Source organism: Azonexus sp. (assembly GCF_030824335.1).
Lineage (GTDB): Bacteria > Pseudomonadota > Gammaproteobacteria > Burkholderiales > Rhodocyclaceae > Azonexus.
Genome location: NZ_JAVBXX010000006.1, coordinates 230,883 through 256,414, shown reverse-complemented (window position 1 = coordinate 256,414; position 25,532 = coordinate 230,883). Strand labels below are relative to the sequence as shown.

Here is a 25,532-nt window from a genome sequence, read left to right as displayed (position 1 = left end):
GACGTTCTCAAAACAGGCTAATATAATGCGCGCTTCCCTTGGGCCGGGTCGGTAGCTCAGTCGGTAGAGCAGCGGACTTTTAATCCGTTGGTCGCGAGTTCGAATCTCGCCCGACCCACCAAACAGGAAAATTCTGGGGCGCTAGCTCAGTTGGTAGAGCAGCGGACTCTTAATCCGTAGGTCGACAGTTCGAATCTGTCGCGCCCCACCAGAATTCAAAGGCTTGCGCCTAGGCGCAAGCCTTTTTTGTTTCCAGCTCAGATTTGTCGTCAATTATCAAAGCTCAAACAGCGCCGTAATTGCCACCAAGCACAAAATCGCTCGCAGCTTGCCCTCCCTCCTGCTTTTCCCACAGAAACCAGGTTGAGCAGTTCAGCAGGCCATACAGAGCTGCTGGCCCATTTTTCTCTACGTCATAAAAAATTTCTCCATATACAAAAAGCAGCTACCTGCTTCCCCAACAATCCCGCTACACTTTCCAACCTTGAGATTGGCGAACATTTTCTGCACCAGCCAGCCGATCGACCGATCTTCGCCATTGCTTCATCAAATCGCATGACAACGCTTAGCCCATCGACCCGCCATCACTCAACCCGCCCTTCACTAGCCGGGATGCTGGCTTGCGGGTTCGTATGGCGACAATCGCCGATATGACTGCCACGGAAACACAGCTACCGGACGCCCCAAAACAGAGGGACAACGGCCATCGCGACATGCATAATCAATTTCAGTTGCTACGGCGCGTCATGGAACGTTGCCGGCAAGCTGTCGTATTCACCGATTCCGAAAACATAATTTGTGAAGTTAACGACGCCTACGTCGCGATGAGCGGCTTCAGCCGCGAGGAAGCAATAGGCAAACCGCCATCGATTGGCAAATCGGGGCGTCACGATGCCGCGTTCTACAAGCAGATGTGGGATGCGCTGGAACAGGAAAATTACTGGGAAGGAGAAATCTGGGATCGTCGGCAAAGTGGCGAAGCCTATCCCAAGCACCTGACCATCAGCCGCCTGCTTGATGAAACCGGACGGGTCGTAAACTACGTCGCCATGTTCGAAGACCTGACGGAACAGAAGGCGCTGGAATCCGAGCTTGAGCGGCGCACCCACTACGACTCGCTGACCGGCCTGGCCAACAAGGTGCTGTTCCGCAATCGACTTGAACACGAATTCCGCATCGCCGACCGCCGTAAATGCAATGTTGGTTTGCTGTTATTGAATCTGGACCGCTTCCGCAAAGTTAACGAAAACCTGGGCTATGTCGCAGGAGACCGACTGATCCAGATGGTTGCCGCCAGACTCACCGAAAACATTCGCAAAACCGACCTGATGGCGCGCGAAAACAATTCGATGGAGCGCTCGGCAGACACAATTTCCCGCTATGACGGGGACGAATTCACTTTCATTCTGGCCGATCTTGCCGCGCCGGAAAACGCGGCAATTGGTGCGCGCCGACTGACCCGCGCTTTCGAAACACCTTTTCTGATCGATGGTCAGGAAATTTACCTCTCGGCGTCCATTGGCATTGCCGTCTATCCTCAGAACTCAAAAACCCTTGAAGGCTTGATGTGCTGCGTGGAAACCGCGCTGGATGATATGCGCCAGGCAGGTGGCAACAACTTCCGCTTCTTTTCGGAAGCGATGAACCAAAGCAGCAACAACCGCTTTCAGATTGAAAGCGAAATGCGCCGGGCCTTGGCCAGCAGCGGCTTTGCATTGGCTTACCAGCCAAAAATCGATCTGGCCAGCGGCAAAACCACCGGCCTTGAAGCGCTGGTGCGCTGGCGCCGGGAAAATGGCAGCCTGATGTCACCGGCCGAATTTATTCCACTGGCCGAGGAAACCGGCATGATCCTGCCACTGGGCGAATGGATACTCGAAACCGCCTGTCGTGACGTGCATGCCATCAACCAGCACCAGGGTCTTGAGCTATCTGTTGCGGTCAACCTCTCAGCCCGTCAGTTTCAGTACGGCCAAGTCCCCCAGTTGATCGACCGGGTGCTCGCCAGCACGGGACTCCCCGCCCACCTGCTGGACCTCGAAATCACCGAAAGCATGGTGATGCAGGATGTTGAGACGGTGATTGCCACCATGCACGCGATTCGCGAGCGCGGCGTGACACTGGCCATCGACGACTTTGGTACCGGTTATTCGTCCCTGGCCTATCTGAAACTGTTTCCGATCGGCACACTCAAGATTGACCGTTCATTCGTCAAGGATATTGAAACCGATCCGAATGATGCGAACATCTGCGACGTCACCGTACTCCTGGCCCACAAACTGGGGCTAAGCGTGGTAGCGGAAGGGGTCGAGACAGCAGGCCAGCTGAATTACCTGCTCTCTGTTGGCTGTGACCAGATCCAGGGCTATTTGATCAGCAAACCGCTACCGCTCACCGAGGTCGAAGATTTCCTGCGCGCGCACAAACCGAGCACGCTGAATGGAACAGTCGACTTATGGTCCGGCGACCTGGCGGACTGATCCTGAAATAATCGAAGCACAGGGAAATGCCGCCCGGCGGGCTGGACGCCCGCTTCTGCGGTCAACTTACTTGCGGGCGAATTTTTCCGTCAATTGCTGCAGCTTCTGCTGCTTGACAGCTTCTGCCTTGGCCGCAGCCTCGACAGCCTTGCGCTGCTCGGCCTGCTTCTTGAAACGCTCCTTCAGCAACTCGGTCGCGTGCTGACGATTTTCATCGGTCACTTCACCGGCCGGCGTGCCATCAAGATTCAGACGGTGCGTGGCCTTCTCCATTTCCTTCAGATACCGGGTCGCCATGGTGTGACTGCGCATGGCCAAGCGAACAGATTTCTTGCTCAGTTCCGGCAATTCGGCAAACAACTGCTTGTCGATACCGATGGCGAGCGGGCTAAAGTTGCGAAAAACATCGTAACGCGCTTGCAAATCCTTCAACAAGGCACGGATGTCATTCGGTTTGTCAGTAGCAGCGGGAGTGGCAGATTCAGCAGTAGTCATAATGAATGCGATCAGATCAAGGCGCGAAGGGTAGCACGAATGCGCCCTTTCGTGCCTTGCAATGGCGTTCAGACGCCATTCTTGCGGAACCAGTCCAACATGCGCCGCCAGCCATCCTCAGCCTCTTCCTTGCGGTAACTGGGCCGATAGTCGGCGTGAAAGGCATGCGGTGCATTATCGTAAAGATGGAGGCGCGAAGCCTGCGCCGCCGAACCGCCCTTTTTCAGCGCAACTTCCATGGCATCGACCGTTTCCACCGGAATGCCGGTGTCGACCCCACCATAAAGACCAAGTACCGGCGCCTTCAGTTCGCCGACCAAGTCGATCGGGTGGCGCGGCGTATATTGATTGACCGGGCTGACCAGCCGACCGTACCAGGCAACGCCAGCCTTGACGCCCGGATTGTGGGCGCTGTACAGCCAGGTGATGCGGCCGCCCCAGCAGAAACCGGTGATCGCCAGGCGCCTCGTGTCGGCCCCCTGCTTCGCCGCCCAGGCAACGCTGGCGTCGAGATCAGCCATGACTTCGGCGTCCGGCGTCTTGCTGCTGATCTTGTCGATGATTTCGGCAATGCTGTCGATCTTGCGCGGATCGCCCTGGCGGGCGAACAGTTCCGGGGCGATGACGAAATAGCCGAGCTTGGCCAGTCGGCGTGCGGTGTCGCGGATGTATTCATGGACACCGAAAATTTCCGAGATCAGCAATACCACCGGGGCTTTCGCGACGCCCTCCGGCGCGGCGCGGTAGGCCACCATTTCCCCATCGCCAACCGGCACCTTGACCTCGCCTTCCAACAAACCTGCGACATCTGTCCTGATGGCTGTCTGCGCGGCCACCGGCAGGGTTGCCAAGGCAAAACCGGCGCCCAGGCTGGTAACCAGAAAACTGCGCCGGTCAAAGCCTTGTGCCGGCACCAGACTATCGAATTCTGCTTTGTGGTCCATGCCTCTCTCCTTGGTTGATTTACATCAGAACGATGTCGTATTGCTCGGGCGAATAACTGGGTTCGGATTGCAGTGAAACAGCTTTACCGATGAAATCGGAAAGCATCGCCAGCGATTGCGACTCCTCGTCGAGGAACAGATCGACAACGTCCGGCCCAGCCAGAATCCGGTATTCGCGGGCATTGAACTGGCGCGCCTCGCGCAGCAATTCGCGCAGGATTTCGTAGGCCACGGTACGCGCGGTCTTGACCTCGCCACGCCCGCCGCAGGTCGGGCAAGGCTCGCACAGCACATGGGCCAGCGATTCGCGGGTGCGTTTACGCGTCATCTCGACCAAACCGAGCTGCGTAAAACCGTTGACCGTAAGACGCGTGTGATCGCGCGCCAGTGCCTTGTTGAACTCGTCGAGCACTGCCTTCTTGTGCTCCTCGTTCTCCATGTCGATGAAATCGACAATGATGATGCCGCCCAAGTTGCGCAAGCGGAGCTGGCGAGCGATGGTCACCGCCGCTTCCAGATTGGTTTTGAAGATCGTGTCGTCGAAATTGCGCACGCCGACAAAACCGCCGGTATTGACGTCAATGGTCGTCATCGCCTCGGTCTGGTCGATGATCAGATAGCCGCCGGACTTCAGATCGACCCGGCGGGCCAGCGCCTTCTGGATTTCCTCCTCGACGCCATGCAGATCGAACAATGGACGCTGGCCGGTGTAATGCTCCAGCATCGGCAACACAGCCGGTGTGTACTCCTCGGCAAAACCGTTCAGTTTCTGGAAGTTTTCTCGCGAGTCGATCACGATGCGCGAAGTTTCCGGATTGACGAAATCACGCAGCACGCGCTGCCCCAGTGACAACTCCTGATACAACAAACTGGGTGGTGCGCAGGTGCGCGCCTTGTCGCGAATATCGGCCCAGGTCTTGCGCAGATAACCGATGTCGGTGGCAAACTCTTCGTCGCTGGCATTCTCGGCCATCGTCCGCACGATGAAACCACCCGGCTCATCGGCCGGCACCAGGCGGGTGATTTTTTCGCGCAGGATTTCGCGCTCGGCTTCCGCCTCAATGCGCTGCGAAATCCCGATGTGCTTTTCCTGCGGCAGATACACCAGCATGCGGCCGGCAATCGAAATCTGCGTCGACAAGCGGGCGCCCTTGGTTCCAATCGGGTCCTTGACCACCTGGACGACGATGCTCTGACCTTCATGCAACATCTTTTCGATCGGCCGTTCACCAGCCCGCTCCTGGCTGGATTCACGCGGCAACCAGATATCGGCCACATGCAGAAAAGCGGTGCGCTCCAGCCCGACATCGACAAACGCTGATTGCATGCCGGGCAGGATGCGCACGATGCGCCCGAGATAAACATTGCCGACCAGCCCGCGACTGGCCGTGCGCTCGATGTGCAATTCCTGCACGACACCTTGTTGCATCACGGCAACGCGCGTTTCCTGCGGCGTGAAGTTGATCAGGATTTCTTCGGACATAGGCTCTACAATGCACGGTTTTCTGCGGTTTCTCCCGCTCAAGTCTGGATTCTACTATGCGCAAGGCCCCCGAACTTCTCGCCCCCGCCGGCTCGCTCGATATGATGCGCACGGCCTTTGCCTTTGGCGCCGATGCAATCTACGCCGGCCAGCCGCGTTACAGCCTGCGCGTGCGCAATAACGAGTTCGGTCACATCGAAACATTGGGCGAGGCAATTGCCGAGGCGCACGGCCAGGGCAAGCAGTTTTTTGTCGTCAGCAACATTTTTCCGCACAACGCCAAACTGAAGACCTACCTCGCCGACATGGCGCCGGTCATCGCCCTGAAGCCGGATGCGCTGATCATGTCCGACCCAGGGCTGATCGACATGGTGCGCGAACAATGGCCGGAACAGGTCATCCATCTGTCGGTGCAGGCCAACACGGTGAATTGGGCGGCGGTGCGTTTCTGGAAAAAAATGGGGGTTGACCGCATTATTTTGTCGCGCGAACTGTCGCTCGACGAAGTCGCCGAAATCCGCCAGGAATGCCCGGATGTCGAACTGGAAGTCTTCGTCCATGGCGCGCTCTGCATCGCCTACTCGGGCCGCTGCCTGCTTTCCGGCTACTTCAACCACCGCGATCCGAACCAGGGCAGCTGCACCAACTCCTGCCGCTGGGATTACAAGGTATCGACCACGGGGGGAGAATTGCCCGCCAATACCGATTCTTGCGGTCAACCGATCAAATTCCACCAAAACCGCGATCAGGAAATCCTGCTCGAAGAAAAACAGCGTCCGGGCGAACTGATGCCGATCGAGGAAGACGAACACGGCACCTACATCATGAACTCCCGCGACCTGCGCGCCATCGAGCATGTACATCGCTTGGTCGAAATCGGCGTCGACTCGTTGAAGATTGAAGGCCGGACCAAGAGCCCCTACTACGTCGCCCGCACTTGCCAAGCCTATCGTCAGGCCATCGACGATGCGGTGGCCGGTCGCCCGTTCAATCCGGAACTGTTGTCCGAACTGGAAAACCTGGCCAACCGTGGCTACACCGACGGCTTCTACCAGCGCCACCACGATGCCGAATATCAGAACTACCTGCGCGGCCATTCCGAATCCGACCGCAGCCAGTACGCCGGCGATGCAGTGCGTTTCGATGCAGCACGCGGCCTGATGGAAATCGAGGTCAAGAACAAGTTCAGCGTCGGCGACCGTATCGAAGCCGTGCATCCCAAAGGCAATCTGCAACTCAACATCGAGCGCATGGAAGACAAGAACGGCCAGCCGATCAGCGTCGCACCGGGCAGCGGCCACCGGGTCTGGATTGCGCTGCCGGAAGATCAAACCGGTGCTTTCGTCGCCCGTTTCGTCTAGCCGTCAGGAGATGAATCCACAACCGTCACGCATGACACTGATCGACGCCCTGAAAGCCGTCGCATCACAACTCATCGTCCTCCATCATCTGGTCCTCTACGGTCCGCTGGCCATCGGCGCCGGACTGACCTTTCCCGATCTGCGCGAATGGTTGTCCGACTATGGCCGGATCGCAGTGCAAGTGTTTCTCGTCATTGGCGGGTTTCTCGCGGCACGCAGCCTGGCTCCGGCCGGCCGGGGCCCGCAAGACAACCCGCTCACCCTGATCGCCCGACGCTACCTGCGCCTGGCCGTCCCGTTCGTGATTGCCATCAGTCTCGCAATCATTTGTTCGGCCATTGCCGACCACCTGATGGACGACGAGGCCATTCCGGCGCGTGCCAGCATCAAGCAGTGGCTGGCCCATGCGCTGCTGCTGCACGGCATTTTGGGTGTCGAGTCCTTGTCGGCTGGTGTCTGGTATGTCGCCATCGACTTTCAACTGTACGCAGTGATCGCTATCCTGCTCTGGCTCGGCCACAGCGCCTTTGGTGCCATTGGCGCCCGCAGCCTGGTCCTCGGGCTGGCTGCCGCCTCGCTGTTCTGGTTCAATCTGGATAGCAGCCTGGACAACTGGGCGATCTATTTCTTCGGCTCCTACGGCCTCGGTGCTGCCGTGTTTTGGGCCAGCAACGGGAGCAGCGATAAAGCGGGCGAACGCCGCTCCGGCGGCAATTGGCTAGGCATTGTCGCCGCGCTCACGGTCATTGCCCTGCTCATCGACTTTCGCCTGCGCATCGGCCTCGCCCTGGGCGTGGCCTTGCTGCTCGGCTACAGCCAGCACAGCCAGTGGCCGGAACGCTGGCTGAATGCCCGTCCGTTGGCCTTTCTCGGACGTATTTCCTATTCGGTCTTCCTGATCCACTTCCCGGTGCTGCTTCTGGCCAACGGCCTGTTCGTATTCTCCGGCAGCGCCTCACCGGAGGCCGCCTGCCTCGTGCTGCTGACCGCCTGGGCAAGCAGCACGCTGGCCGGCTGGATGTTCTACCGCTGGGTGGAAAAACCGTCGGCCAAGCTGCGTTGGCCGACAACCGTCAGTCGGCCAGTTCCGCGCGTCCCCGGAAATATTCCAGCGCCTCGGGATTAGCCAGAGCCTCGACATTTTTCACCGGCTGGTCGTGCACCACGTTGCGCACGGCCAGTTCGACGATCTTGCCCGACTTGGTGCGCGGAATATCCTGCACCTGAACCACCTTGGCCGGCACATGGCGCGGCGTGGTATTGGCCTTGATCTGCTGTTTCACCCGTTCGATCAAGCCGGGATCGAGTTGCAGCCCGTCCTGCAACTTGACGAACAACACGACCCGCACATCGTCGTTCTTGCCTGGCGGCCAGTCCTGGCCGATCACCAGCGACTCGAGAATTTCCGGCAATTGTTCGACCTGCCGGTAGATTTCCGCCGTCCCGATGCGCACACCGCCCGGATTGAGCGTGGCGTCGGAACGACCATAGATGATCACACCGTCATGCGCAGTCAGTTCCGAGAAATCGCCATGGCACCAGACATCAGCGAAACGCTCGAAGTAAGCGGCGCGATATTTCCTGCCATCAGGATCGTTCCAGAAACCGACCGGCATGACCGGGAAAGGTTTGGTGCACACCAGTTCGCCCTTTTCCGAACGCACCGGCTGCCCGGCGTCATTGAACACATCGACCGCCATGCCCAGCCCGCGACACTGGATCTCGCCGCGATACACCGGCAACACCGGATTGCCGAGGACAAAGCAGGAAACAATATCGGTACCACCGGAAATCGACGCCAGCAGGATGTCCTGCTTGATTTCGCGATACACCCAGTCAAACCCTTCCGGCGACAGCGGGCTGCCTGTCGAGAACATTGCACGCAACGCACTCAGATCATGGGTTTTGCCTGGCGTCAGGCCCAGCTTGGCCGCCGCGTCGATGAATTTGGCCGACGTGCCGAAATGCGTCATCTTTTCCGTTTCGGCCAGATCGAACAGCACCTTGCCCTTGTCGGCAAACGGCGAACCGTCGTAGAGCAACAAGGTGGCGCCGGCCGCCAGACCAGATACCAGCCAGTTCCACATCATCCAGCCGCAGGTCGTAAAGTAGAACAGACGATCACCGGGCCGCACGTCGCTGTGCAACACGTGTTCCTTCAGATGCTGCAGCAGCACGCCGCCGTGGCAATGGACAATGCACTTCGGCACACCGGTCGTACCCGACGAGAACATGATGAACAGCGGATGATCAAAGGCGACGCGCTTGAAAATCACTGTTTTATTGCGGTCGACCGCAGAATTTTGTGAATTTGCCTTTTCGTCCAAGTCCGACCACGACACTGCCCCGGCAATCTTGTCGATGGCCGGCTGTTCCGCGAGATAAGGCACCACCACCGTTTTGACCAGCGACGGCATTTTGGCCACGACTTCGGCGTTCTTTTCCAGGCAATCGACCGGCTTGCCGTTGTACCAGTAGCCATCGACACAGATCAGCACCTTGGGCTCGATCTGGCCGAAGCGGTCGAGCACGCCCTGCACGCCAAAGTCCGGCGAGGCCGACGACCAGATGGCGCCGAGCGCCGTGGTCGCCAGCATGGCGATCAGCGTTTCCGGCAGATTGGGCAGGTAACCAGCGACCCGGTCGCCCTCGCCGACACCGGCAGCAATCAGGAACGACTGGAAACGGGCGACTTCGGCATACAGCTCGACCCGCGTCAGCCGCCGCTTGACCTTGTCCTCGCCCCAGAAGACAAGCGCCTCGCCATCATCTCGATTTTTCAGAAGATTTTCAGCGTAATTCAGACGCGCCTCGGGAAACCAGCGGGCGCCGGGCATCACGCTGCCGCTGCTGCCTGTGGCGACATCCGTTGCGGAAATATCGCGGTCAACCAGCACTTGCGTGCCTTTTTCACCAATGGCTCCGCAGAAACGCCAGACCTGCGTCCAGAACGCTTCCGGCTGGTCCACCGACCATTGCCACAAATCGGCATAAGTACCGTGCCCGGTCGCTTGCATGAATTGCGCCATGCGCGTATCGCCCACCGTGGCGGGATTAGGCTTCCATAAAGGCAAAGGGTCAATCGCGTAGGTCATGTTGTCTCCGTTTTTTGTTTTGTATCCGGCGCATGGACCGGTTCCAGAATCAAACCATAACAGCAAGCCCCGCCAGTGGACTGTCATCAGCCGGACACTCGGACAGCAGGTAATCCAGCCGCCGAATTAGGCGCCCACTGCACCCCGCATCGAACGACACGGCCAAGTCAAAATGCTACCGGCGCCTGCCTCACCGCTTGTCGGGAGCCAGACGCCGGCAGGCTTGCCAAGATCAAATACTGCCTTACATGCCGAGATAGGCGGCACGCACCTGCTCGTTGCTGATCAGTTCCTGACCGCTGCCGGTCAGCGTCACATTACCGGTTTCCAGCACGTAGCCACGATCGGCAATAGCCAGCGCGGCAAAGGCATTCTGTTCGACCAGCAGAATGGTCATTCCTTGCGCCTTGAGCGCCTTGATGACGTTGAACACTTCCTGCACCAGCAACGGCGCCAGGCCCATCGACGGCTCGTCGAGCAACAACAGTTTGGGCCGTCCCATAAGTGCGCGACCGATGGCCAGCATCTGCTGCTGACCACCGGACAAGGTACCGGCGGGCAAATCGCGCTTTTCCTTCAGGATGGGGAACATGGCAAAAACCTTTTCCATGTCTTCCGGCACCTGATGTTTCGGCTGGGTGTAGGCGCCAAGGCGCAAATTGTCCTCGATGGACAGTGGACCGAAGACCTGGCGCCCTTCCGGACTCTGGCAGATACCGCGCCGCATGCGCAAATCGGCGCGCAACTTGACGATATCTTCGCCATCGAAAACGATACGGCCGGCACTCGCTGGTTGAACGCCGGACAAGGTGCGCAGGAAAGTCGTCTTGCCGGCACCGTTCGCGCCGACCAGGGCAACCAGTTCGCCCCGGCGCACTTCCAGATCGATCCCCTTCAGCGCCTTGATCCGGCCATAACAGCTTTCCAGCCCCGACACCGAGAGCAAGACATCGCCCGATACCTTGCTCGCCCCCGGTTGCAGAATGCCCGCACTGTGCGCGCCCAGGCCAATCGAATCGGGCGCCAGGCTGGCAATCCGGTGGAACAACTGGCGAAATTCGGCGGCTGCCTGATCACCAAACAAGGGGTCGCTGTTATCGAGAAAGGCCCGGTCGATCACCGTCCAGTCCTCTGCCGTCAGCACCTCGCGGGCCAGCGGCATGGCATCTTTTTCCTCGGTCCGGATATGCGCTTTCAGGCTTTGCGTATAAATACGCAGCGCCTCGGCAAATTCCGTATTACCCAAGGTTCCGGCGGCCGTCGCAGCCAACTGTTCACGCAAGGATTTGAGCACCTCCGGTCCATTCCGGTGTTCAACCTGCAAACGGTCGATCACGACGGCGGCTTCGGGGCTGCGCTGACGCAATGCAGGAAAAAGATACTCATCTTCCTTCGCATGATGGCAGCCATCCATGAACTGCTCGATGTAATCAAAAATGGCACCAAAGAAAGCCGGATCGACCTTGCTGCCGGCCTGCATTTCGTCGGCCACCTGATCAATCGTGGTGGCGATGCGCCACAGGTTCTGATGCTCTTCGGTAATGATGCGCAATGCTTCCATGCTGGTTCCTTAAGCGTGCGTGCCGAGATAGGCGGCGATCACATCCGGATTGTTGCGAATTTCTTCGCCCGTTCCTTCGGCGAGTTTCTTGCCGTAATCGAGCACCAGAATGCGGTCCGATAGGTTCATGACCATTTTCATGTCATGTTCGACCAGCACCACGGTGATGCCCGCATCGGCCACCTTGCGCACCAGGTGATCGACCTCGATGGTTTCCTTCGGATTCAGACCGGCAGCCGGTTCATCAAGGAAGATGATGCGCGGCTTCATGGCCAGTGCACGGGCAATTTCCAGACGCTTCAGCGCACCATAGGGCATCGCATCGGCACGCTCGTTGACATAGGCTTCCAGACCGACGAACTGCATCAACTGGATGGCTTCCTCGCGCACTTCCGCATCGCGACGACGCAAGGCGGGCAGACGGAACGCGGCCTTGAACAAGTTGCGATCCAGGCGCAGATGCGCCCCGACCATGACGTTTTCGACCGCCGTCATGTTCATGCAGATCTGCAGATTCTGGAAAGTCCGCGCCATGCCGCGCTCGGCGAGTTCGTTCGGTGATTTGCCGTGGATCGCTTCGCCATCGAGCCGGATTTCACCCGTGGTCGGCTTGTAGACCCCGGTAATCAGGTTGAACAACGTCGTCTTGCCAGCACCATTCGGCCCGATGACCGAGTAGACGATGCCTGCATCAATGCTGAAACTGACGTTCTGGACGGCCTTGACGCCACCAAAGTGGATCGACAGATCCTTGACTTCAAGCAGTGCCATGCTCATTCCCCCTTACCGAATTTGGCGGCCAGTGTCGGCACAATCCCTTTCGGGAGGAAGATCATGAAGCCCATCAGGATGGCACCGAAGACGACGGTTTCCCAACCCTCGAAAGTTGCCAGTGCCTGCGGCAGCGCAGTCAGCAAGACCGCTCCGACCAGCGAACCGAAGACCGACGCCATGCCGCCGACGACCACCATGGTGACCAGTTCGATGGAGTGGAAGAAATCGGCGAAATTCGGGCTGACGAAACCGATGTAATGTGCCGTGACGCTACCCATGATGCTGGCAAAGACTGCCGACAACACGAAGATGGAAACCTTGTAGCGAACCACGTCGACCCCGACTACCTGTGAAGCCACCTCGGAACCATGCAAAGCCCGCAGGGCGCGGCCAAAAGGCGAGTCGATCAGGTTCTGCGAAGCCCACACGGCAAATACCAGCATCGCGGCAATGATCCAGTACCACTGCTTGTCACCGTAAATCTCCAGGCCGAACAGGCTCATCGGCAAGACCGGCATGCCATCCGGCCCGCCCGTCCATTGCGCTTCGTTACGCAGCGTGATGTTGATGATGATGCCCAGACCGAGCGTTGCCATCGCCAGATAGTTGCCCTTCAGCTTGAAGATCGGACGCGCCACCAAGGCGGCGAGCAAGCCGGTGATCAGCGCACCGGCGCCCATGGCGAGCAAGGGATGCCAGTTGAAATGCGTCGGCAGCACCGCCGAGGCGTAAGCGCCAATCCCGAGAAATCCGGCATGCCCCAGACTGATCTGCCCGGCAAAGCCGATCAGCAGATTCAGGCCGAGCACGATCATCGCGTTGATCGCCATGCGGATTGCCAGATCGAGATAAAAGCTGTTCGGTGCAATGAAAGGCACCAGCAACAGGATGGCAATGACGATCAGAAGACCGATGTTGAGTTTCTTTTGCATGCTTACACCCGATCAGTCGATTTACCGCCGAACAGACCGCGCGGCATGAAGAACAGGATGAAGATGATCAGGATGAAAGGCATCGCGTCCTTGTAAGCCGACGAAATATAACCGGCCCCCATCGCCTCCAGGATACCGACCAGCAAGCCGCCGACCACCGCCCCGAGACCGTTGCCCAAGCCGCCAACTACGGCGGCAACGAAGCCCTTCAGGCCGAGCATGATGCCGACGTCGTAAGAAGTCATGGTGATCGGGGCAATCAGGATGCCGCCAAGCGCGCCCAGCGCAGCCGCCATGGCAAAACTCATGAACAACACCCACGACGTATTGATACCAACCAGCTCGGCCGCCGTGCGATTGAACGACGTCGCCAGCATGGCCTTGCCGGATAGCGTGCGATTGAAGAAATACCAGAGTACGGCGACCACGACAGCCGTCACACCGAACACCCACAGACTCTGCGGCATCAAGGTGGCACCCAGAATCTGGATCGGTTCCTCGCCGGAAAACGCCGGCAGGGCGAAGGTACTCTTACCCAGCCAGACCTGAACAAGACCGCGGATCACCAGCGAAGCACCGATGGTGATGATGATCAAGGTGACCGTTTCGGCGCCCTTGACCGGCTCAATCGCCAGTTTTTCCAGCAGCACACCAACCACGGCGGGCAACAGGATGGCCAGCACCAAGGCCACCGGCAGCGGAAAGCCGGAAACCGTAAAGAACACAGCCAGCATGCCGCCGAGCATGATGAATTCGCCCTGGGCGAAATTGATCACGTTGCTGGCGTTATAGATCAGCGTAAAACCCAGCGCAGCCAGCGCATAAGTTGCACCGACAGTGAGTCCAGAAAATAGGAATTGCAGGAATTGGGCAAGCATCAGATGCGCCCTTTCCGTGCCGGCAGCACCTCGTACACGGCGCTCCACCTTTGCGGTAGTTTCATTATGTCTCCTCCTGTTGTTCTGGTTGCGACCCGCAAATCTAGACGGTGCGGATTAAAACAAATTCTGAAATGTGAAACTCATTCTGTCAAGCAGAAATGAGACAAAAACTTAAGATTTATTGAAATTCTTGTATCAAGAAATATTGCGCTGCGACGACCATCAAACCGCAGGCAGAATTATCGCCGCCACAGGGGCATCAAGCCCAGCAAACCCAACAAAGGGCCGGGCAGCAGCAGCCAGGCAATATGATCTCCCCAAGCCGGCACCCAAGCCGTGCCAAGCTGGATCGAAATCATCGTGATGGCAAAACCGATGGCGTTCTGGAAGGCCAATGCACTGCCGACGATTTCCGGCGGGCAAGCGCGGGCTGACATGGCTGAAAAATGCGGCGAATCGGCAATGACGCTGGCGCCCCAGATCAGCAACAAACCCAGTTTCAGCCATCCCGGCAGGTCGGCCAGCAATGGATAGAGCACGCAACACAACGCAGACAGTGCCAGGCAGCAAGCCGCAACGGGCGCACTACCGACACGCCGGCTCCACCAACCGCCAAGCACACAACCGACGGCGCCAATCCCGACGATGAGAAAAGCCAGCCCCGAGACCTGCGGGCTGCCCGGCAAGGCCAGGCCGTAGCCCACGACCAACGCAGGGACCAAGGTCCAGAAGGCATAAAGCTCCCAGCAGTGACCAAAATATCCCAAGGCCGAAGCCCGGAATTCCGGAATCCTGAAGGTGTACAGCACACGCCCCAAACGTAATGGCGGCGCATCGTGCCGGCGCTTCAGGTGTGGCCCGTCACCCAGCCGGAAGACCAGTCCCGCCGCCAGTAAAGCGAGCAGCGAAGACACCAGGATGGTCGCCTGCCACGCCGCACCGCTACCGAGCAAACGGATGCCGTGCGGTAACGCCGTCCCCAGCGTCAACATACCGACCAGCCAGGCCAATGCAGAACCAGCCCGTTCCGGCACCCAGCTAACCACCAGCTTCATGCCCAAAGGGTAAACCCCGGCCAGGCAAAGACCCACAGCAAAGCGCAAGGGCACGCCGCTCGTCATGCCCGAGGCCAGCAGGGCAAAAGCCGCATTGCTTGCCGCACCAAGCACGGCGCAAATGGCGAAAATCCGGCTGGCGGAAAAGCGGTCGGCCATACCGGTGATGGCGAAAATCAGCGTGCCGAGGATGAAGCCGAACTGCACCGCATTGGTCAACGTCCCCATATCGGCCGCGCTGATTCCCCACTGACGAATCAGGTCATCGGCCGCGCTGTTGGCCGAAAACCACAACGACGTGCCAAACAATTGGGCAACGACAATGATCAGAACCGGATGTTTCATGGTGCGACAGCCAGCAAGCAGGACGACCAGCGCCGGACAAGACCGGTCGGCAAAACGCTCAGGCTTTTTTCTCCCCGCCGGTATAACCCAGGCGGGTCGAGAGTTCCGCCGCAGCTTGCGTCACCCCCGTAACCACCTTGCTGCCCGGACTCATGTCGAACATGCCTTTGACACCGACTGCCAGCATGGACATGGTGATTTCGTTGCGAAAATTGAACACCGGGGCGGCCACAGCTTCAACCCCATTCACTAGGTAGTAATCGGAAATCGCCGCGTAACCATCGGCCCGCACTTGCGCCAGCAGCCGATCCACATCGGCCCGCGTTTTCAGGCTGGGCGGCAGATCGGGCTTTTTCAATTCTTTGGCAATTTGACGGTCGACCGCATCATTGGCCAACCACGCGGCAAAAACCCGCCCACTGGCCGAAGTCAGCAAGGCCAGCGCGGTGCCGGTGACGACGTTAACGGTAATCGGCCGGCGCGGTCGTTCCCAACGCACGATCACCGGCCCGGTATCGCTCCACACCGCCAGCGCAGTCGTTTCGTTAATCTGGTCGCGCAACTGCGCGATGGCCGTCAAGCCAAGACGAACACGGTCCAGGCGATCAATCGCCACCAGACCGACATTCAGCGCCGACGGCCCGAGGTCGTAACGCGAGGTGATCGGGTCCTGCTCGACAAAACCTGCGCGGATCAGGCTGACCAGATAGCGGTGCGCCTTGGACGGCGGCATTTCCGCTGCCACCGCAATATCCTTCAACATCATCGAACGCTGACCATTGACGATGGCACGCAGGATGCCCATGCCAATTTCCAGCGACTGCACGCCGTGCTTGCCATCCATTTCGTCGCTCATGAGCGCTCCAAAAAATTCCCGATTAAGAAACGTGTTTTATTCTATAGAATCTTCCGGTGTTTTGTCATTGAGCTCATCATGTCCCAACTCCGCGTCTATGCCATCGACGGCATCGTTCCCGTCGTTCATCCCACTGCTTACGTACACCCCAGCGCCGTCCTGATCGGCGACGTCATCATCGGCCCGGATTGCTACGTCGGCCCCTGCGCCAGCCTGCGCGGCGATTTCGGCCGGCTGATCCTGGAACGTGGCGCCAACCTGCAGGATACCTGCGTGATGCACGGCTTCCCCGGCACCGATACCGTCGTCGAGGAAGACGGCCATATCGGCCACGGTGCCGTGCTGCATGGTTGCCGCATCGGCAAAAATGCACTGATCGGCATGAACGCCGTGATCATGGACAACGCCAGCATCGGCGAATCGTCCATCGTCGCCGCCAGCGCCTTCGTCAAGGCCGGCGCCGAAATCCCGCCGCGCAGCCTGGCCGCCGGCATGCCGGCCAAGGTCATCCGCGAACTATCAGCGGAAGAAATCGCCTGGAAGGGCGAAGGCACGCGAACCTATCAGGAACTGACCCGGCGCTGCCTGAGCACGATGGTCGAGTGCGATCCGCTCAGCGAAATCGAGGCCGACCGGCCGCGCATCCACATGCCGGATGTGATTCCGTTGGTTGAGATGAAGAAGCGTTGAGCAATCGCTTTAATATAACTAAGGCATACCATCTCACGGTATGGCCTTTGTCATATTTACCCACAGATCAAGCCAAGTGATAATACCCAAATTTCATTGAAGCAAGACATCCAAGTGTTCGTCTTATCCGCCCCCCCCAGTTCGACCTGGAATGAAGACAAGAAGCATGCCGGAAAGGACGCAGACCGGGAAGCCAGCGGGCGGTGAGCTAACCGATGAACAGAAAGCGTTCAACCGGATGCTGTCGGCGGTTCGGTCCCTTGTTAAGCATCCGTTCCGCGTGGTGAAGCGCCAGTTCGGTTTCGTGAAGGTTCGCCATCGTAGTCTGCCGAAAAACACCGGTCAGATTATGACGCTGTTTGTACTGCCCAATTTCTGCCTGGCCCGCGAGCAATTACTGCCTTTGCTGAGCGAGGTGCGCCCGTGAAGCGGGAAATACCGGGCAAAACCCCGGAGTTTCACGGTCAACCGTCGAAAATCACCAGCTTTCATCACTTTATGACAGGCAGCCAAAAATGGGCGGCAGTTCAGAGAATCCTTTACACATAACGTTTCATAGAACCCAACACAATGAGCAAAAAAACTGCCGCCATACTGACTTCATTGCTTGCAATTTCAGTCTTATTTTTTTTATTAAAAGAATGGGTAGCCTCTCATCTATTTGACCCGTTGCTACCTGCATATATTCAATTAGCCTATCCATCATTTAATCCAGTCAACGGCAAATTAGGTGGCAAAGAAGTCATCATACCAAGTCACTTTGCAAACTATATTGAATATGACAAACAAAATGAAAGCTCCAAAAAAAAACAAATAAAAAGCTTCGGTTTTTTTGTACGATACCCCGACATGTCAGGATTAAGCACAGAAGAACTTGTTGCAGAAAAAAACAAGCAAACAATAAACAACACAATGTGGATTGACGTTGGAATAAGCTCTGGAACAATATATCCTGGAAATGGTTTTCTTGACAGGCGCGCCAGTTATATAAATTCACCTGAACACAAAAACTCCGAACAATCCGGCTCAAAATTTAAGTTTGAGCGCTCAAATGAATTATTTCACGATTTGATTGTATACAAGCCGCTCGGAGTAAATATAGAAAACCGAGTCCCCTTCAAAACAGACGGAGACGATATCGACTTTTTTATCAACAGAAATAATAAAAACGAAGTAACCACATACATCGAATGTAGCAATGTTCTAATTGAATCAGCCCCTTGCATACACTACTTCAGTTTAGAACCAAACATGGAGGTCAAAGTTTATGTCGGATATCGCAGAGGGATGCTCCCTGAGTGGAAAAAAATTCAATTTAACCTAACGCATCTCATTGGTAGCTGGGTAATCCAAAACCAATAAAAATTGAAAATAATGGCCAAAAATTCCCCATATTAACCCGGAAAATTCATAGAGCGGTTATTTTATGATATTGAATCCACAGACTGTTCAATATTGGTGGCAGCACTATCAAAACGATGGGCTAAAGGCCGCTGTTGATAGTGGGCAACGAGGCCACGAGGTTGGAAAATCACGGACCTTGGGTCGCGTGCAGGAATGGATGAACCAGGAACTGATCAGCGAGAAGATGCCTGATCGGTTGGAGCTTTCATTTGCCTTGTGGACACCGGCGTACTCGCCAGAACTCAATCCCGACGAGCACCTCAACGGTGACCGGAAAGTCCGGATTCTTTGTGGCTAACCGGCGAAAAACCGCGATGAATTGGAATCCAGGATACGCGGCGCCATGAAGAAACCACAAAATTGGCCGTCCCGGATCAAAGCCTATTTCAAACACCCAATAAATCAATATACCGCTTGATATTTAGTCAAATTAACTATTAGATTTCCGGTGTAACAACATACCTATTCAAATTGCAGGTCACCTCATGAGCAAAAACCCAGTTGACTATTATCTTTTTGGATGGCGAGTTTTCGCCAGAAAAATAAGCACAATAATCATCAGCACACTATTTTCATGTGCCATTTTACATTTATTTTTTGTTAGCTTTTTTATAAAATCAGAACACACCCGACTTCCTGAAGAAATTTTTGTCACTTTCATTTTATTTGCCTGTGCATACCTTTCCGTTTTATTGCTATGGTTAATTACTACCCCATTCTTTATAAGAATCGAAGCTTTCGACAACCCGTCGTTAATAATCAACAGCTTGCTATATTACGGAATAAGCCACACCAGTCCTTTTAGATTAAATATGGACGCAAGACCCCCCAGAGAAATAGACAAGCCCATATACAAAATAATTATTGAAAACTACCACAACGATGTACTTTATGTTGTTTCTATTTTGTTTTCATCGTTTATCCTAGTGGCAATACAAACCCCCCATGAAATATCAAATTTTTATATAATAAACAAATCAAGTTTGTTTTACTTCTCATCCTTTCTAGTCGCATTCTATGGAGCAGGCTCCTCAATTATTAGCCTAATCTTGATATTTTATTGCAGAGTGATTGATTACTTTTCCACTTAATCCGCAAACAAAAATCACAACCATGACGAACGATTACATATTTAAACGGAATTGAATTTCAGCAATAGCTCGTAGTACAAGAGACGGCACTGCAATAATAATTCATATAAAACGACGCATGTATTTTTACTGAATAATTCCAAGCATTTTTAAACCAGAAACCAACTACCTTGTATGCTTAGGGAAACCCATGCACAAGATCACATCATGCAACTCGACTTTTGAATAAACACATTGTTATTGAGTAGATGAGTCATATGAAACCGCCCGGAAAAAAATAGGAGAATTTTTTGACTAATTCTTGGATTTTTATTTTATTTATCATTTCTTGGCTAGCAAATGTTGCCGCAATTTTATTTTTATCAGAAGGCCTAAAACAAGAAAACAAATGTTATCTAGCAACAATGATAGATTTTGTTTTATCTAAGAATATCAAGAAACAAACATTAGCTGCTTCATATTTCAATGCAATATTTTTTTCTATCCTGTTAATAGTTTCAAATTAGCAGGACACGCAAAACTCCACTCTTGTGCCCAAAAAATGGACTAAAACCCCGCTAAAATCTGGTTTTCAGCCCCCACAATTGATCATTCACAGAAAATCCATTACCACAAACATCAAATACCGAAGGCATCTGAGATATTTTTAATATGCTATTAAAAACTCCTGCAACAGGAGAACATTTAGTATCAAAAGAAGGACCTCATGTAGGTGCGAATGCACTTAAATCTTTTGAAGCAATAGATCGTTTTGTAAACAGCCATTAAAAATACCCAGGCACTTGGATAATTTCTGGTTTAGGAAAACTCTGCATAAGCGCCCATCATGCAGCGCAATTTGAGAAAATTACTGCATTATCATTGAGTTGATGAGACAGATGAATCAACTGAGCTTGGCCGAGACGGGTTTTTAGCGAAAGCTGGCAAGCAACCCCACGGACCTGCCAGAAATCGTTGGCTTGTTCAGAGTATCCATATTGAATTTCCGGGTTAATATTTATATCTCTAGAGCCAATCGCACATGAAAAAAACAGATTATTGCAATGGATTTTTTTTGAAAGCCGGAAAGTTTATCCTAATAACAGAAAAAAAATTTATGTTTTTTGGAATATTTTTTGGCCTATTTTTATTCTTCATTCCTTCTATTCACGGAGGAATGCAACAATTTCTAAAAGGAATACCACTTCTATATTCCGCATTTGAATCAGCAACAAAACTAGAAAATACTTTTGTTTACCCAATGTTAATAGTCACAATTTATAACGCAGTTGTACTACAAGTCGCCATAAAAAGAGGATTCCCTGGAGGATGGGATACAAATATAGAAAATGGGCTACCAACAGCAAAAGAAGTAAACGACCGAATGCTATTCCCCTCTTCTAAAAATGAAGCAATAGTATTTTCACTCTGGGTTATTTTAAAAATAATGGCAATTTTTATTTGGACTTGGCCTTTCCTGCTTTTAGGCTATTTTCTTCGGATTGGAAAATAAAATGACGGCTATCGTAACAATGGGAGATCCTGGGATTCTCTGAACAACCCGACGTTTTCTAGCGGGTCGTCATAAATGCGACGAAGAACAGGCGATTTCGACTGTCGACCGTAAAATTCAGGGGATTTCCCCATATTTCCCGTTTCACGGGCGCACCTCGCCCGGTAAGGGCAATACTCGCTTGCGAACCATCCTCAAATTGACCACCGCAAACAGGGGCACGATTTGACAGATTTTCTTCGCCAGACCACAGTAGCAAACTTTTACAAAGCCATGTATTGACCCGGCTGAAACTGCCTCAACCAAGCTTTCAGCTTGTCAGCACTAGCACAGACCAGCAGATCGTTTTTGTACTGGAAAACCACTTGCTGCATGGTCACCACATCCTTTGTCAGTAGCCGCAGCAGCTTCCCCGGCGCCAGCCCGGTGGATGACGGAATCCCGAACTGACGGCGGAACTCGGCCTCGACATGGCGAATCTCCCGCGTCAGTTCAGCGAGTTGCTCGACCAGAACCCGGTTGTAGTGCTCCAGGCGTGATTCACCGATATTGAGCAGTGCGGTCTGATCGATCTGTTCGACTGCCAGTTGCAAGGCCAGCAACTGCAGCAGATCGTTTTTTTCATAGGCTTCATTGGCTTGCTGCATCAATACGGTTTTGCGCAAGGCCTCATCCGGATTGGCTGCACGATCCGGGTGCAGGACGCTGACCAGTTTGCGATACACCTCACGCACCGACAGGCTGGCCTGTTTCGTTTCCAGAGCATCGCGTGATGCACGGGCCTGTTGCCGCAGGGTTTTCTGGCGCCCGGAGCGTTTTGCGGCACGGGCTGCTGCCTGGGCATCAAGTTCGGCCTGCATGGCGTCGACCTGGGCCTGTATCTGCTGCAGCAAATCGGCCTCACTGGCTTCATCAAGGTTCGGCGGCCCGGAAAGTGCTGCCGATTGTGGTGCGAGTTGCGCGGCGGCTTCGCCGTGTCGGCGGGCAATGGCCGGCTGGGCATCACCTGCCTCTTCGTCCGACAAGCCTTCAGCCAGGCTGACGATCAAGGCATCGACCGTCTTGACTTCCCGGCCGGTCAAATCCCAGTGAGCGACAGCCTCGTCCAACGCAAGAATGAGAGCCCGACGCAGTGCCAGTGACTGCTCGAACAGCGGCAGCAATTCATGTACGTACTTCTGGCGGAATTGCCCGATGGCAGTTTCCCAGGCGGCCAGTTGCGCCCGCTGTTGTTCGATCTTCCGGCTCAGGGTATTGAAGGTCTGCTGTGCCTCGGACAAAGGCGGCGCATCCGCTTCATTGAAGATTGCGAGCGCCTGGTATCGACAGGGATGTGCGGGCTGACCAGTCAGAGTGCCGGCGCCAGCAAGGGGTCATCCTGCGGGAAACGCTCGACGCTGGATGGCAAACGCACCGGGGACGAACCGTCGGCCAGCGTCAGCGTCGCATCGAGGTGACGCTCGGCGCCGGGCAGCAAGCGCCGATAAAGATCCTTGCACAGCAGGCGGGCTTTCTGCCCCGGCCAATCGGCCGGCAACAGCACTTCGGGCAGTTCCGGATCGCGCAGCAACAGCCGGCGGTAGTCGTGGATCAGCAGCAGGCGAAGCAGAAATGCATCCGCATCATCGACCTCGGTCTGTCGTTCGCTGCGCAGCTCGGCCAAAATGGGCAAGTAAGTCGCCACGAAGGCACTGTAGGACTCGGCCAGTTCCTGCAGATTCCAGGCCCGGCGCACCAGGTCGGCATCGTTGGCCGACAGGCCGGACAAGGAATCGGCGGCCAGCAGCGGCATCAGGCAATCGAGCAGGGAACCCAGTCCTTCGGCGACCAAGGCATCGAATGCCGCCGTCAGGTCGGCACTGGGGTGCACGAAGCAATCGCCGGGCAAAACGCCAAAACCTTGCCAGAACAATGCCTTGCGCAGTCGATCGCGCTCCTTGGGGTCGATTTCCTTGACCACAAGGATCAAACGCCAGCGCCTGTCCCAGACCGGTGCATGCGACGCATAAATATGCCGTGACGCCTCTTCGAAACGCTGCCGGCCGGATTGCGTGAGCACGTAATCAGCGCGCCGGCCAACCGTTTCCGTACGCAGCCATTCTTCCTTGGCCAGACGAAATACCGAGGTCCGGATCAGGCGTTCGTTCAATTCCAGCGGCTCGAGCAAACGGATCAAACTGCCCAGCCAGATGCGTCCGCCACGCGGCACGATGGCATCGCCGAAGGCGGAAATGATCAGCGATCCAGCCTGGACACGGCGCTGTTGCCGAAAATCGTCCAGGCGTTGCTTGATGGGGGCTATCACGGGGTCAGTCAGGGCGGAGAACCTGCGCATGTTAGCGATTCCCGCCATGACTGAACAGCCTTCCTTAATCAGAATGGCAATTTGAAAGGATCGTCTTCACCCGACTGCTGCACTTGCTGCGAGAAAAACCCTTCCGTATGGATCAGCTCCGGTTGCGCCCCAAGCTTCTTCACCGTAGCCACGCAGGTTTCGACAAATTCTGGACTGCCGGCTGCGAAAATGCTGTATTTGGACAAATCCGGGTACAGCGCCGGCAGAACGGCGTCGATGCGACCGGACTGATAGCCTTCGACCACTTCCCGGGTCAACGTGATTTTGTAGTCAAAATTGCGGTGCTTGGTGCGCCACCAGGCCATCATGCCTTGGCTGTAGACGTCTTCCTTGGTGCGCGCAGAAAACACCATGCCGACCGGCCGCTTGTAACCACGGCGCAATGCCGCTTCGGCCAGCGCCAGAATCGGTGCCAGACCGGTGCCCGCCGCCAGACAAAGGACTGGCGTATCGACCGAAGGATCGCCAATGAATGTACCGTAAGCACCGGATACCTTGACGTTGTCGCCAACCACCAGCTTGTCGTGCACCCAGGCACTGGTCAGGCCGCCATCCTGGCGCGCCACCTGCAATACCAGTTCGCCATCCGGGCGCGGTGCATTGGAAATCGAATAGGCACGCGGCGGAACGTTGTCGCGGGCATTGCCCAAGGTGACGTACTGGCCGGGCCAATAGCGGATCGGCTGGCCGACCGGACGCAGGCGCAGTTCGACGACACGCGCCGCGACCTGGCGCTTGTCCACGACGACGAACAAAGCATCCTCGCGCGGTGGAAACAGCTTCGGCTTGGCATCTTCGGTGCCCCACTCGATGCTGATTTCCTCAGAAATCGGCTTGGCCATGCACATCAGGCCATAGCCTTGCTTGCGCTCATCCTGCGACAGCGCCATGTCGAGCACCATGCCCTGGTCGAACTGACCGGCAGTGACCTTGACCTTGCACTCGCCGCAAGCACCAGCCCGGCAATTGTTGGGCAATGCGTAACCGGCTTTTTCCAGCGCCATCAATACAGTGTCGCCATAAGCACAGTCGACCGACTTGCCAGAGGGTTGCATCACGATACGAGCCATTTTTCTTCCTTTTGCTTTTCTGGTTTCTCTGTCGCGGCAAGGCCGGCGCTCCTTGCGAAGCACCGGCCGTTTTTGCTGCTTGATTACAGCCCGCGGACTTCCTGCGGGCTGCGGTCGACCCCGATCAGAAGACCGGAATGATGTCGTCCATTTCGATATCGCTGATTTCCTGGCCGGTGATGCCGACTTCCGGAATCGCCGGGAACGGAATGTTGTAGCGATCGAGCACACCCTTCAGGTTGATCATCGCGTTCTTCCAGTTTTCCTTCTTGGCTTCGTAGCTCGGGATACCGAAACCGGCACCGCGGGCAACTTCTTCGCCTTCACGCTGGTTGGCGATGAAGTCGGCCGGCAGGTCCCAGAATTCCATCGGCGGCTCGAACAGCACGGCCGACAGGAACAGGTAACCGGCACGAATCTGCTTGGTCACGATAGCCTTGGTCGAGTCGTCGAGACCCGGGTAATCGCGTTCCATAACAGCCATACAGATTGCCATGTGACGGCCTTCGTCGCGGCCGATGTTCTTGAAACCTTCCTTGAAGACAGCTTCGCGGGAGTTCTCGTACATCTGCTTGAAAATGGTCGCAGCAGCGATTTCACCCATCAGGAAGGAGCTGAACAGCACGGCCAGGTCGTACTTCGGCACAGCCTGCTTGTAGCCGGTCCAGTAGCGACCGCCATTGAAGTACAGCCACTTGACGTTCTTCTGCAGGCGACGACCGAGATCGGTCTTCGGTTCGTAGGTGATCGGGTCCGGATGGCCGAGCAGCTTGGTGATGGCCAGGCCACACATGATTTCGTGGTTCTGTTCGTCACGGGTCACCGAGAAGAAACACTTGCGGACCGGATCTTCTTCATGCACTTCATAGGTCTTGATCAGCGCTTCGGCGAAAACCGGCGGAGCGGAAGCGTCGAATACCGACAGCAGGCTCCACCAGTAGGCGATGGATTCGCGCTCTTCCCAGGAGTAGCTGTCTACGTCCAGCGTATCCCAAGGGAGCTTTTCCGGATCCCAGTTTTCACGCAGGGAGGCTTCCCAGACTTCCTGCAGCTTCTTGGTCTTGCTGTTCCAGGACAGCGGATAGATGTTCGGCTGCGGGGTTTCCGGCGGAAATTCCATCTTGTCCGCAAATTTTTCCTTGTGACTTGCCATGTCTCTCTCCTAAT

General features: G+C 55.7%; 23 protein-coding genes and 2 tRNA genes. 10 read left to right on the top strand and 15 right to left on the bottom strand.

Going from position 1 to position 25,532, the window contains the following annotated elements; all coding sequences use genetic code 11:
- The first annotated feature begins 45 nt into the window (after positions 1-45).
- The 3 genes from RCI20_RS03490 (at position 46) to RCI20_RS03480 (ending at position 2,480) form a co-directional block, all read left to right on the top strand.
- A tRNA-Lys gene (locus RCI20_RS03490) sits at positions 46-121 on the top strand.
- Positions 122-135: 14 nt separating this feature from the next.
- A tRNA-Lys gene (locus tag RCI20_RS03485) sits at positions 136-211 on the top strand.
- 502 nt (positions 212-713) lie between these two features.
- Positions 714-2,480 carry a bifunctional diguanylate cyclase/phosphodiesterase gene (locus RCI20_RS03480; protein ID WP_306603157.1) on the top strand — a complete coding sequence of 589 codons (1,767 nt, stop codon included), beginning with the start codon at positions 714-716 and terminating at the stop codon, positions 2,478-2,480.
- 66 nt (positions 2,481-2,546) lie between these two features.
- On the opposite strand, the gene RCI20_RS03475 is transcribed toward RCI20_RS03480, so the two are convergent.
- The 3 genes from RCI20_RS03475 to rng form a co-directional block, all read right to left on the bottom strand.
- Positions 2,547-2,975, bottom strand: a complete 429-nt coding sequence (locus RCI20_RS03475) for a ProQ/FINO family protein (RefSeq protein ID WP_306603156.1) — start codon at positions 2,973-2,975, stop codon at positions 2,547-2,549.
- A 68-nt stretch (positions 2,976-3,043) separates the two neighbouring features.
- On the bottom strand, positions 3,044-3,919 hold the full coding sequence (locus RCI20_RS03470; protein ID WP_306603155.1) for a dienelactone hydrolase family protein: 876 nt from the start codon (positions 3,917-3,919) through the stop codon (positions 3,044-3,046).
- 19 nt (positions 3,920-3,938) lie between these two features.
- A complete protein-coding gene (gene rng, locus RCI20_RS03465) occupies positions 3,939-5,402 on the bottom strand; it encodes a ribonuclease G (protein WP_306603154.1) in 1,464 nt (487 codons plus the stop codon).
- Positions 5,403-5,458: 56 nt separating this feature from the next.
- Here rng and yegQ point away from each other — a divergent pair, with 56 nt between their 5' ends.
- Complete coding sequence (yegQ, locus tag RCI20_RS03460; protein ID WP_306603153.1) at positions 5,459-6,763, top strand: tRNA 5-hydroxyuridine modification protein YegQ; 1,305 nt, start codon at positions 5,459-5,461, stop codon at positions 6,761-6,763.
- Positions 6,764-6,773: 10 nt separating this feature from the next.
- Complete coding sequence (locus RCI20_RS03455; RefSeq protein ID WP_306603152.1) at positions 6,774-7,889, top strand: acyltransferase; 1,116 nt, start codon at positions 6,774-6,776, stop codon at positions 7,887-7,889.
- Here the strand turns inward: RCI20_RS03455 and RCI20_RS03450 are convergent.
- The 7 genes from RCI20_RS03450 to RCI20_RS03420 all read right to left on the bottom strand — a co-directional run bounded on the left by RCI20_RS03450 (position 7,837) and on the right by RCI20_RS03420 (position 16,262).
- Positions 7,837-9,858 (bottom strand): acetoacetate--CoA ligase, encoded by a 2,022-nt coding sequence (locus tag RCI20_RS03450; RefSeq protein WP_306603151.1) that lies wholly within the window; start codon positions 9,856-9,858, stop codon positions 7,837-7,839. The genes RCI20_RS03455 and RCI20_RS03450 overlap by 53 nt on opposite strands.
- A 244-nt stretch (positions 9,859-10,102) precedes the next feature.
- Positions 10,103-11,419, bottom strand: coding sequence for an ATP-binding cassette domain-containing protein (locus RCI20_RS03445; RefSeq protein WP_306603150.1), 1,317 nt, complete (start codon positions 11,417-11,419; stop codon positions 10,103-10,105).
- A 9-nt stretch (positions 11,420-11,428) separates the two neighbouring features.
- Entirely contained in the window at positions 11,429-12,190 is a 762-nt protein-coding gene (locus RCI20_RS03440; protein ID WP_306603149.1) for an ABC transporter ATP-binding protein, read from the bottom strand.
- Positions 12,191-12,192: 2 nt separating this feature from the next.
- On the bottom strand, positions 12,193-13,125 hold the full coding sequence (locus tag RCI20_RS03435; protein ID WP_306603148.1) for a branched-chain amino acid ABC transporter permease: 933 nt from the start codon (positions 13,123-13,125) through the stop codon (positions 12,193-12,195).
- Between the two features lie 2 nt (positions 13,126-13,127).
- A complete protein-coding gene (locus RCI20_RS03430) occupies positions 13,128-14,003 on the bottom strand; it encodes a branched-chain amino acid ABC transporter permease (RefSeq protein WP_306603147.1) in 876 nt (291 codons plus the stop codon).
- 242 nt (positions 14,004-14,245) lie between these two features.
- Positions 14,246-15,406, bottom strand: coding sequence for an MFS transporter (locus RCI20_RS03425; protein ID WP_306603146.1), 1,161 nt, complete (start codon positions 15,404-15,406; stop codon positions 14,246-14,248).
- A 58-nt stretch (positions 15,407-15,464) separates the two neighbouring features.
- Positions 15,465-16,262: an IclR family transcriptional regulator gene (locus tag RCI20_RS03420; protein WP_306603145.1), complete on the bottom strand. Its 798-nt coding sequence runs from the start codon at positions 16,260-16,262 to the stop codon at positions 15,465-15,467.
- Between the two features lie 78 nt (positions 16,263-16,340).
- Here RCI20_RS03420 and paaY point away from each other — a divergent pair, with 78 nt between their 5' ends.
- From paaY to RCI20_RS03400, 4 genes are all read left to right on the top strand, one after another.
- A complete protein-coding gene (gene paaY / locus RCI20_RS03415; protein WP_306603144.1) occupies positions 16,341-16,952 on the top strand; it encodes a phenylacetic acid degradation protein PaaY in 612 nt (203 codons plus the stop codon).
- Positions 16,953-17,103: 151 nt separating this feature from the next.
- On the top strand, positions 17,104-17,379 hold the full coding sequence (locus tag RCI20_RS03410) for a transposase family protein (protein ID WP_306603142.1): 276 nt from the start codon (positions 17,104-17,106) through the stop codon (positions 17,377-17,379).
- Between the two features lie 143 nt (positions 17,380-17,522).
- Entirely contained in the window at positions 17,523-18,314 is a 792-nt protein-coding gene (locus tag RCI20_RS03405) for a hypothetical protein (RefSeq protein ID WP_306603141.1), read from the top strand.
- 199 nt (positions 18,315-18,513) lie between these two features.
- Complete coding sequence (locus RCI20_RS03400) at positions 18,514-18,654, top strand: hypothetical protein (protein WP_306603140.1); 141 nt, start codon at positions 18,514-18,516, stop codon at positions 18,652-18,654.
- 210 nt (positions 18,655-18,864) lie between these two features.
- Here the strand turns inward: RCI20_RS03400 and RCI20_RS03395 are convergent, their stop codons facing one another.
- Positions 18,865-19,017: a hypothetical protein gene (locus tag RCI20_RS03395; protein ID WP_306603139.1), complete on the bottom strand. Its 153-nt coding sequence runs from the start codon at positions 19,015-19,017 to the stop codon at positions 18,865-18,867.
- Positions 19,018-20,468: 1,451 nt separating this feature from the next.
- On the opposite strand from RCI20_RS03395, the gene RCI20_RS03390 reads away from it, so the two are divergent.
- Positions 20,469-20,939 (top strand): hypothetical protein, encoded by a 471-nt coding sequence (locus RCI20_RS03390; protein ID WP_306603138.1) that lies wholly within the window; start codon positions 20,469-20,471, stop codon positions 20,937-20,939.
- A 263-nt stretch (positions 20,940-21,202) separates the two neighbouring features.
- Here the strand turns inward: RCI20_RS03390 and RCI20_RS03385 are convergent, their stop codons facing one another.
- The 4 genes from RCI20_RS03385 to RCI20_RS03370 all read right to left on the bottom strand — a co-directional run bounded on the left by RCI20_RS03385 (position 21,203) and on the right by RCI20_RS03370 (position 25,518).
- Positions 21,203-22,219: a J domain-containing protein gene (locus tag RCI20_RS03385; RefSeq protein ID WP_306603137.1), complete on the bottom strand. Its 1,017-nt coding sequence runs from the start codon at positions 22,217-22,219 to the stop codon at positions 21,203-21,205.
- A gap of 68 nt (positions 22,220-22,287) precedes the next feature.
- Positions 22,288-23,274: a phenylacetic acid degradation operon negative regulatory protein PaaX gene (gene paaX, locus RCI20_RS03380; RefSeq protein ID WP_306603136.1), complete on the bottom strand. Its 987-nt coding sequence runs from the start codon at positions 23,272-23,274 to the stop codon at positions 22,288-22,290.
- Between the two features lie 38 nt (positions 23,275-23,312).
- On the bottom strand, positions 23,313-24,365 hold the full coding sequence (locus RCI20_RS03375) for a 2Fe-2S iron-sulfur cluster-binding protein (RefSeq protein ID WP_306603135.1): 1,053 nt from the start codon (positions 24,363-24,365) through the stop codon (positions 23,313-23,315).
- Positions 24,366-24,489: 124 nt separating this feature from the next.
- A complete protein-coding gene (locus RCI20_RS03370) occupies positions 24,490-25,518 on the bottom strand; it encodes a hypothetical protein (protein ID WP_306603134.1) in 1,029 nt (342 codons plus the stop codon).
- Between the last annotated feature and the right edge of the window lie 14 nt (positions 25,519-25,532).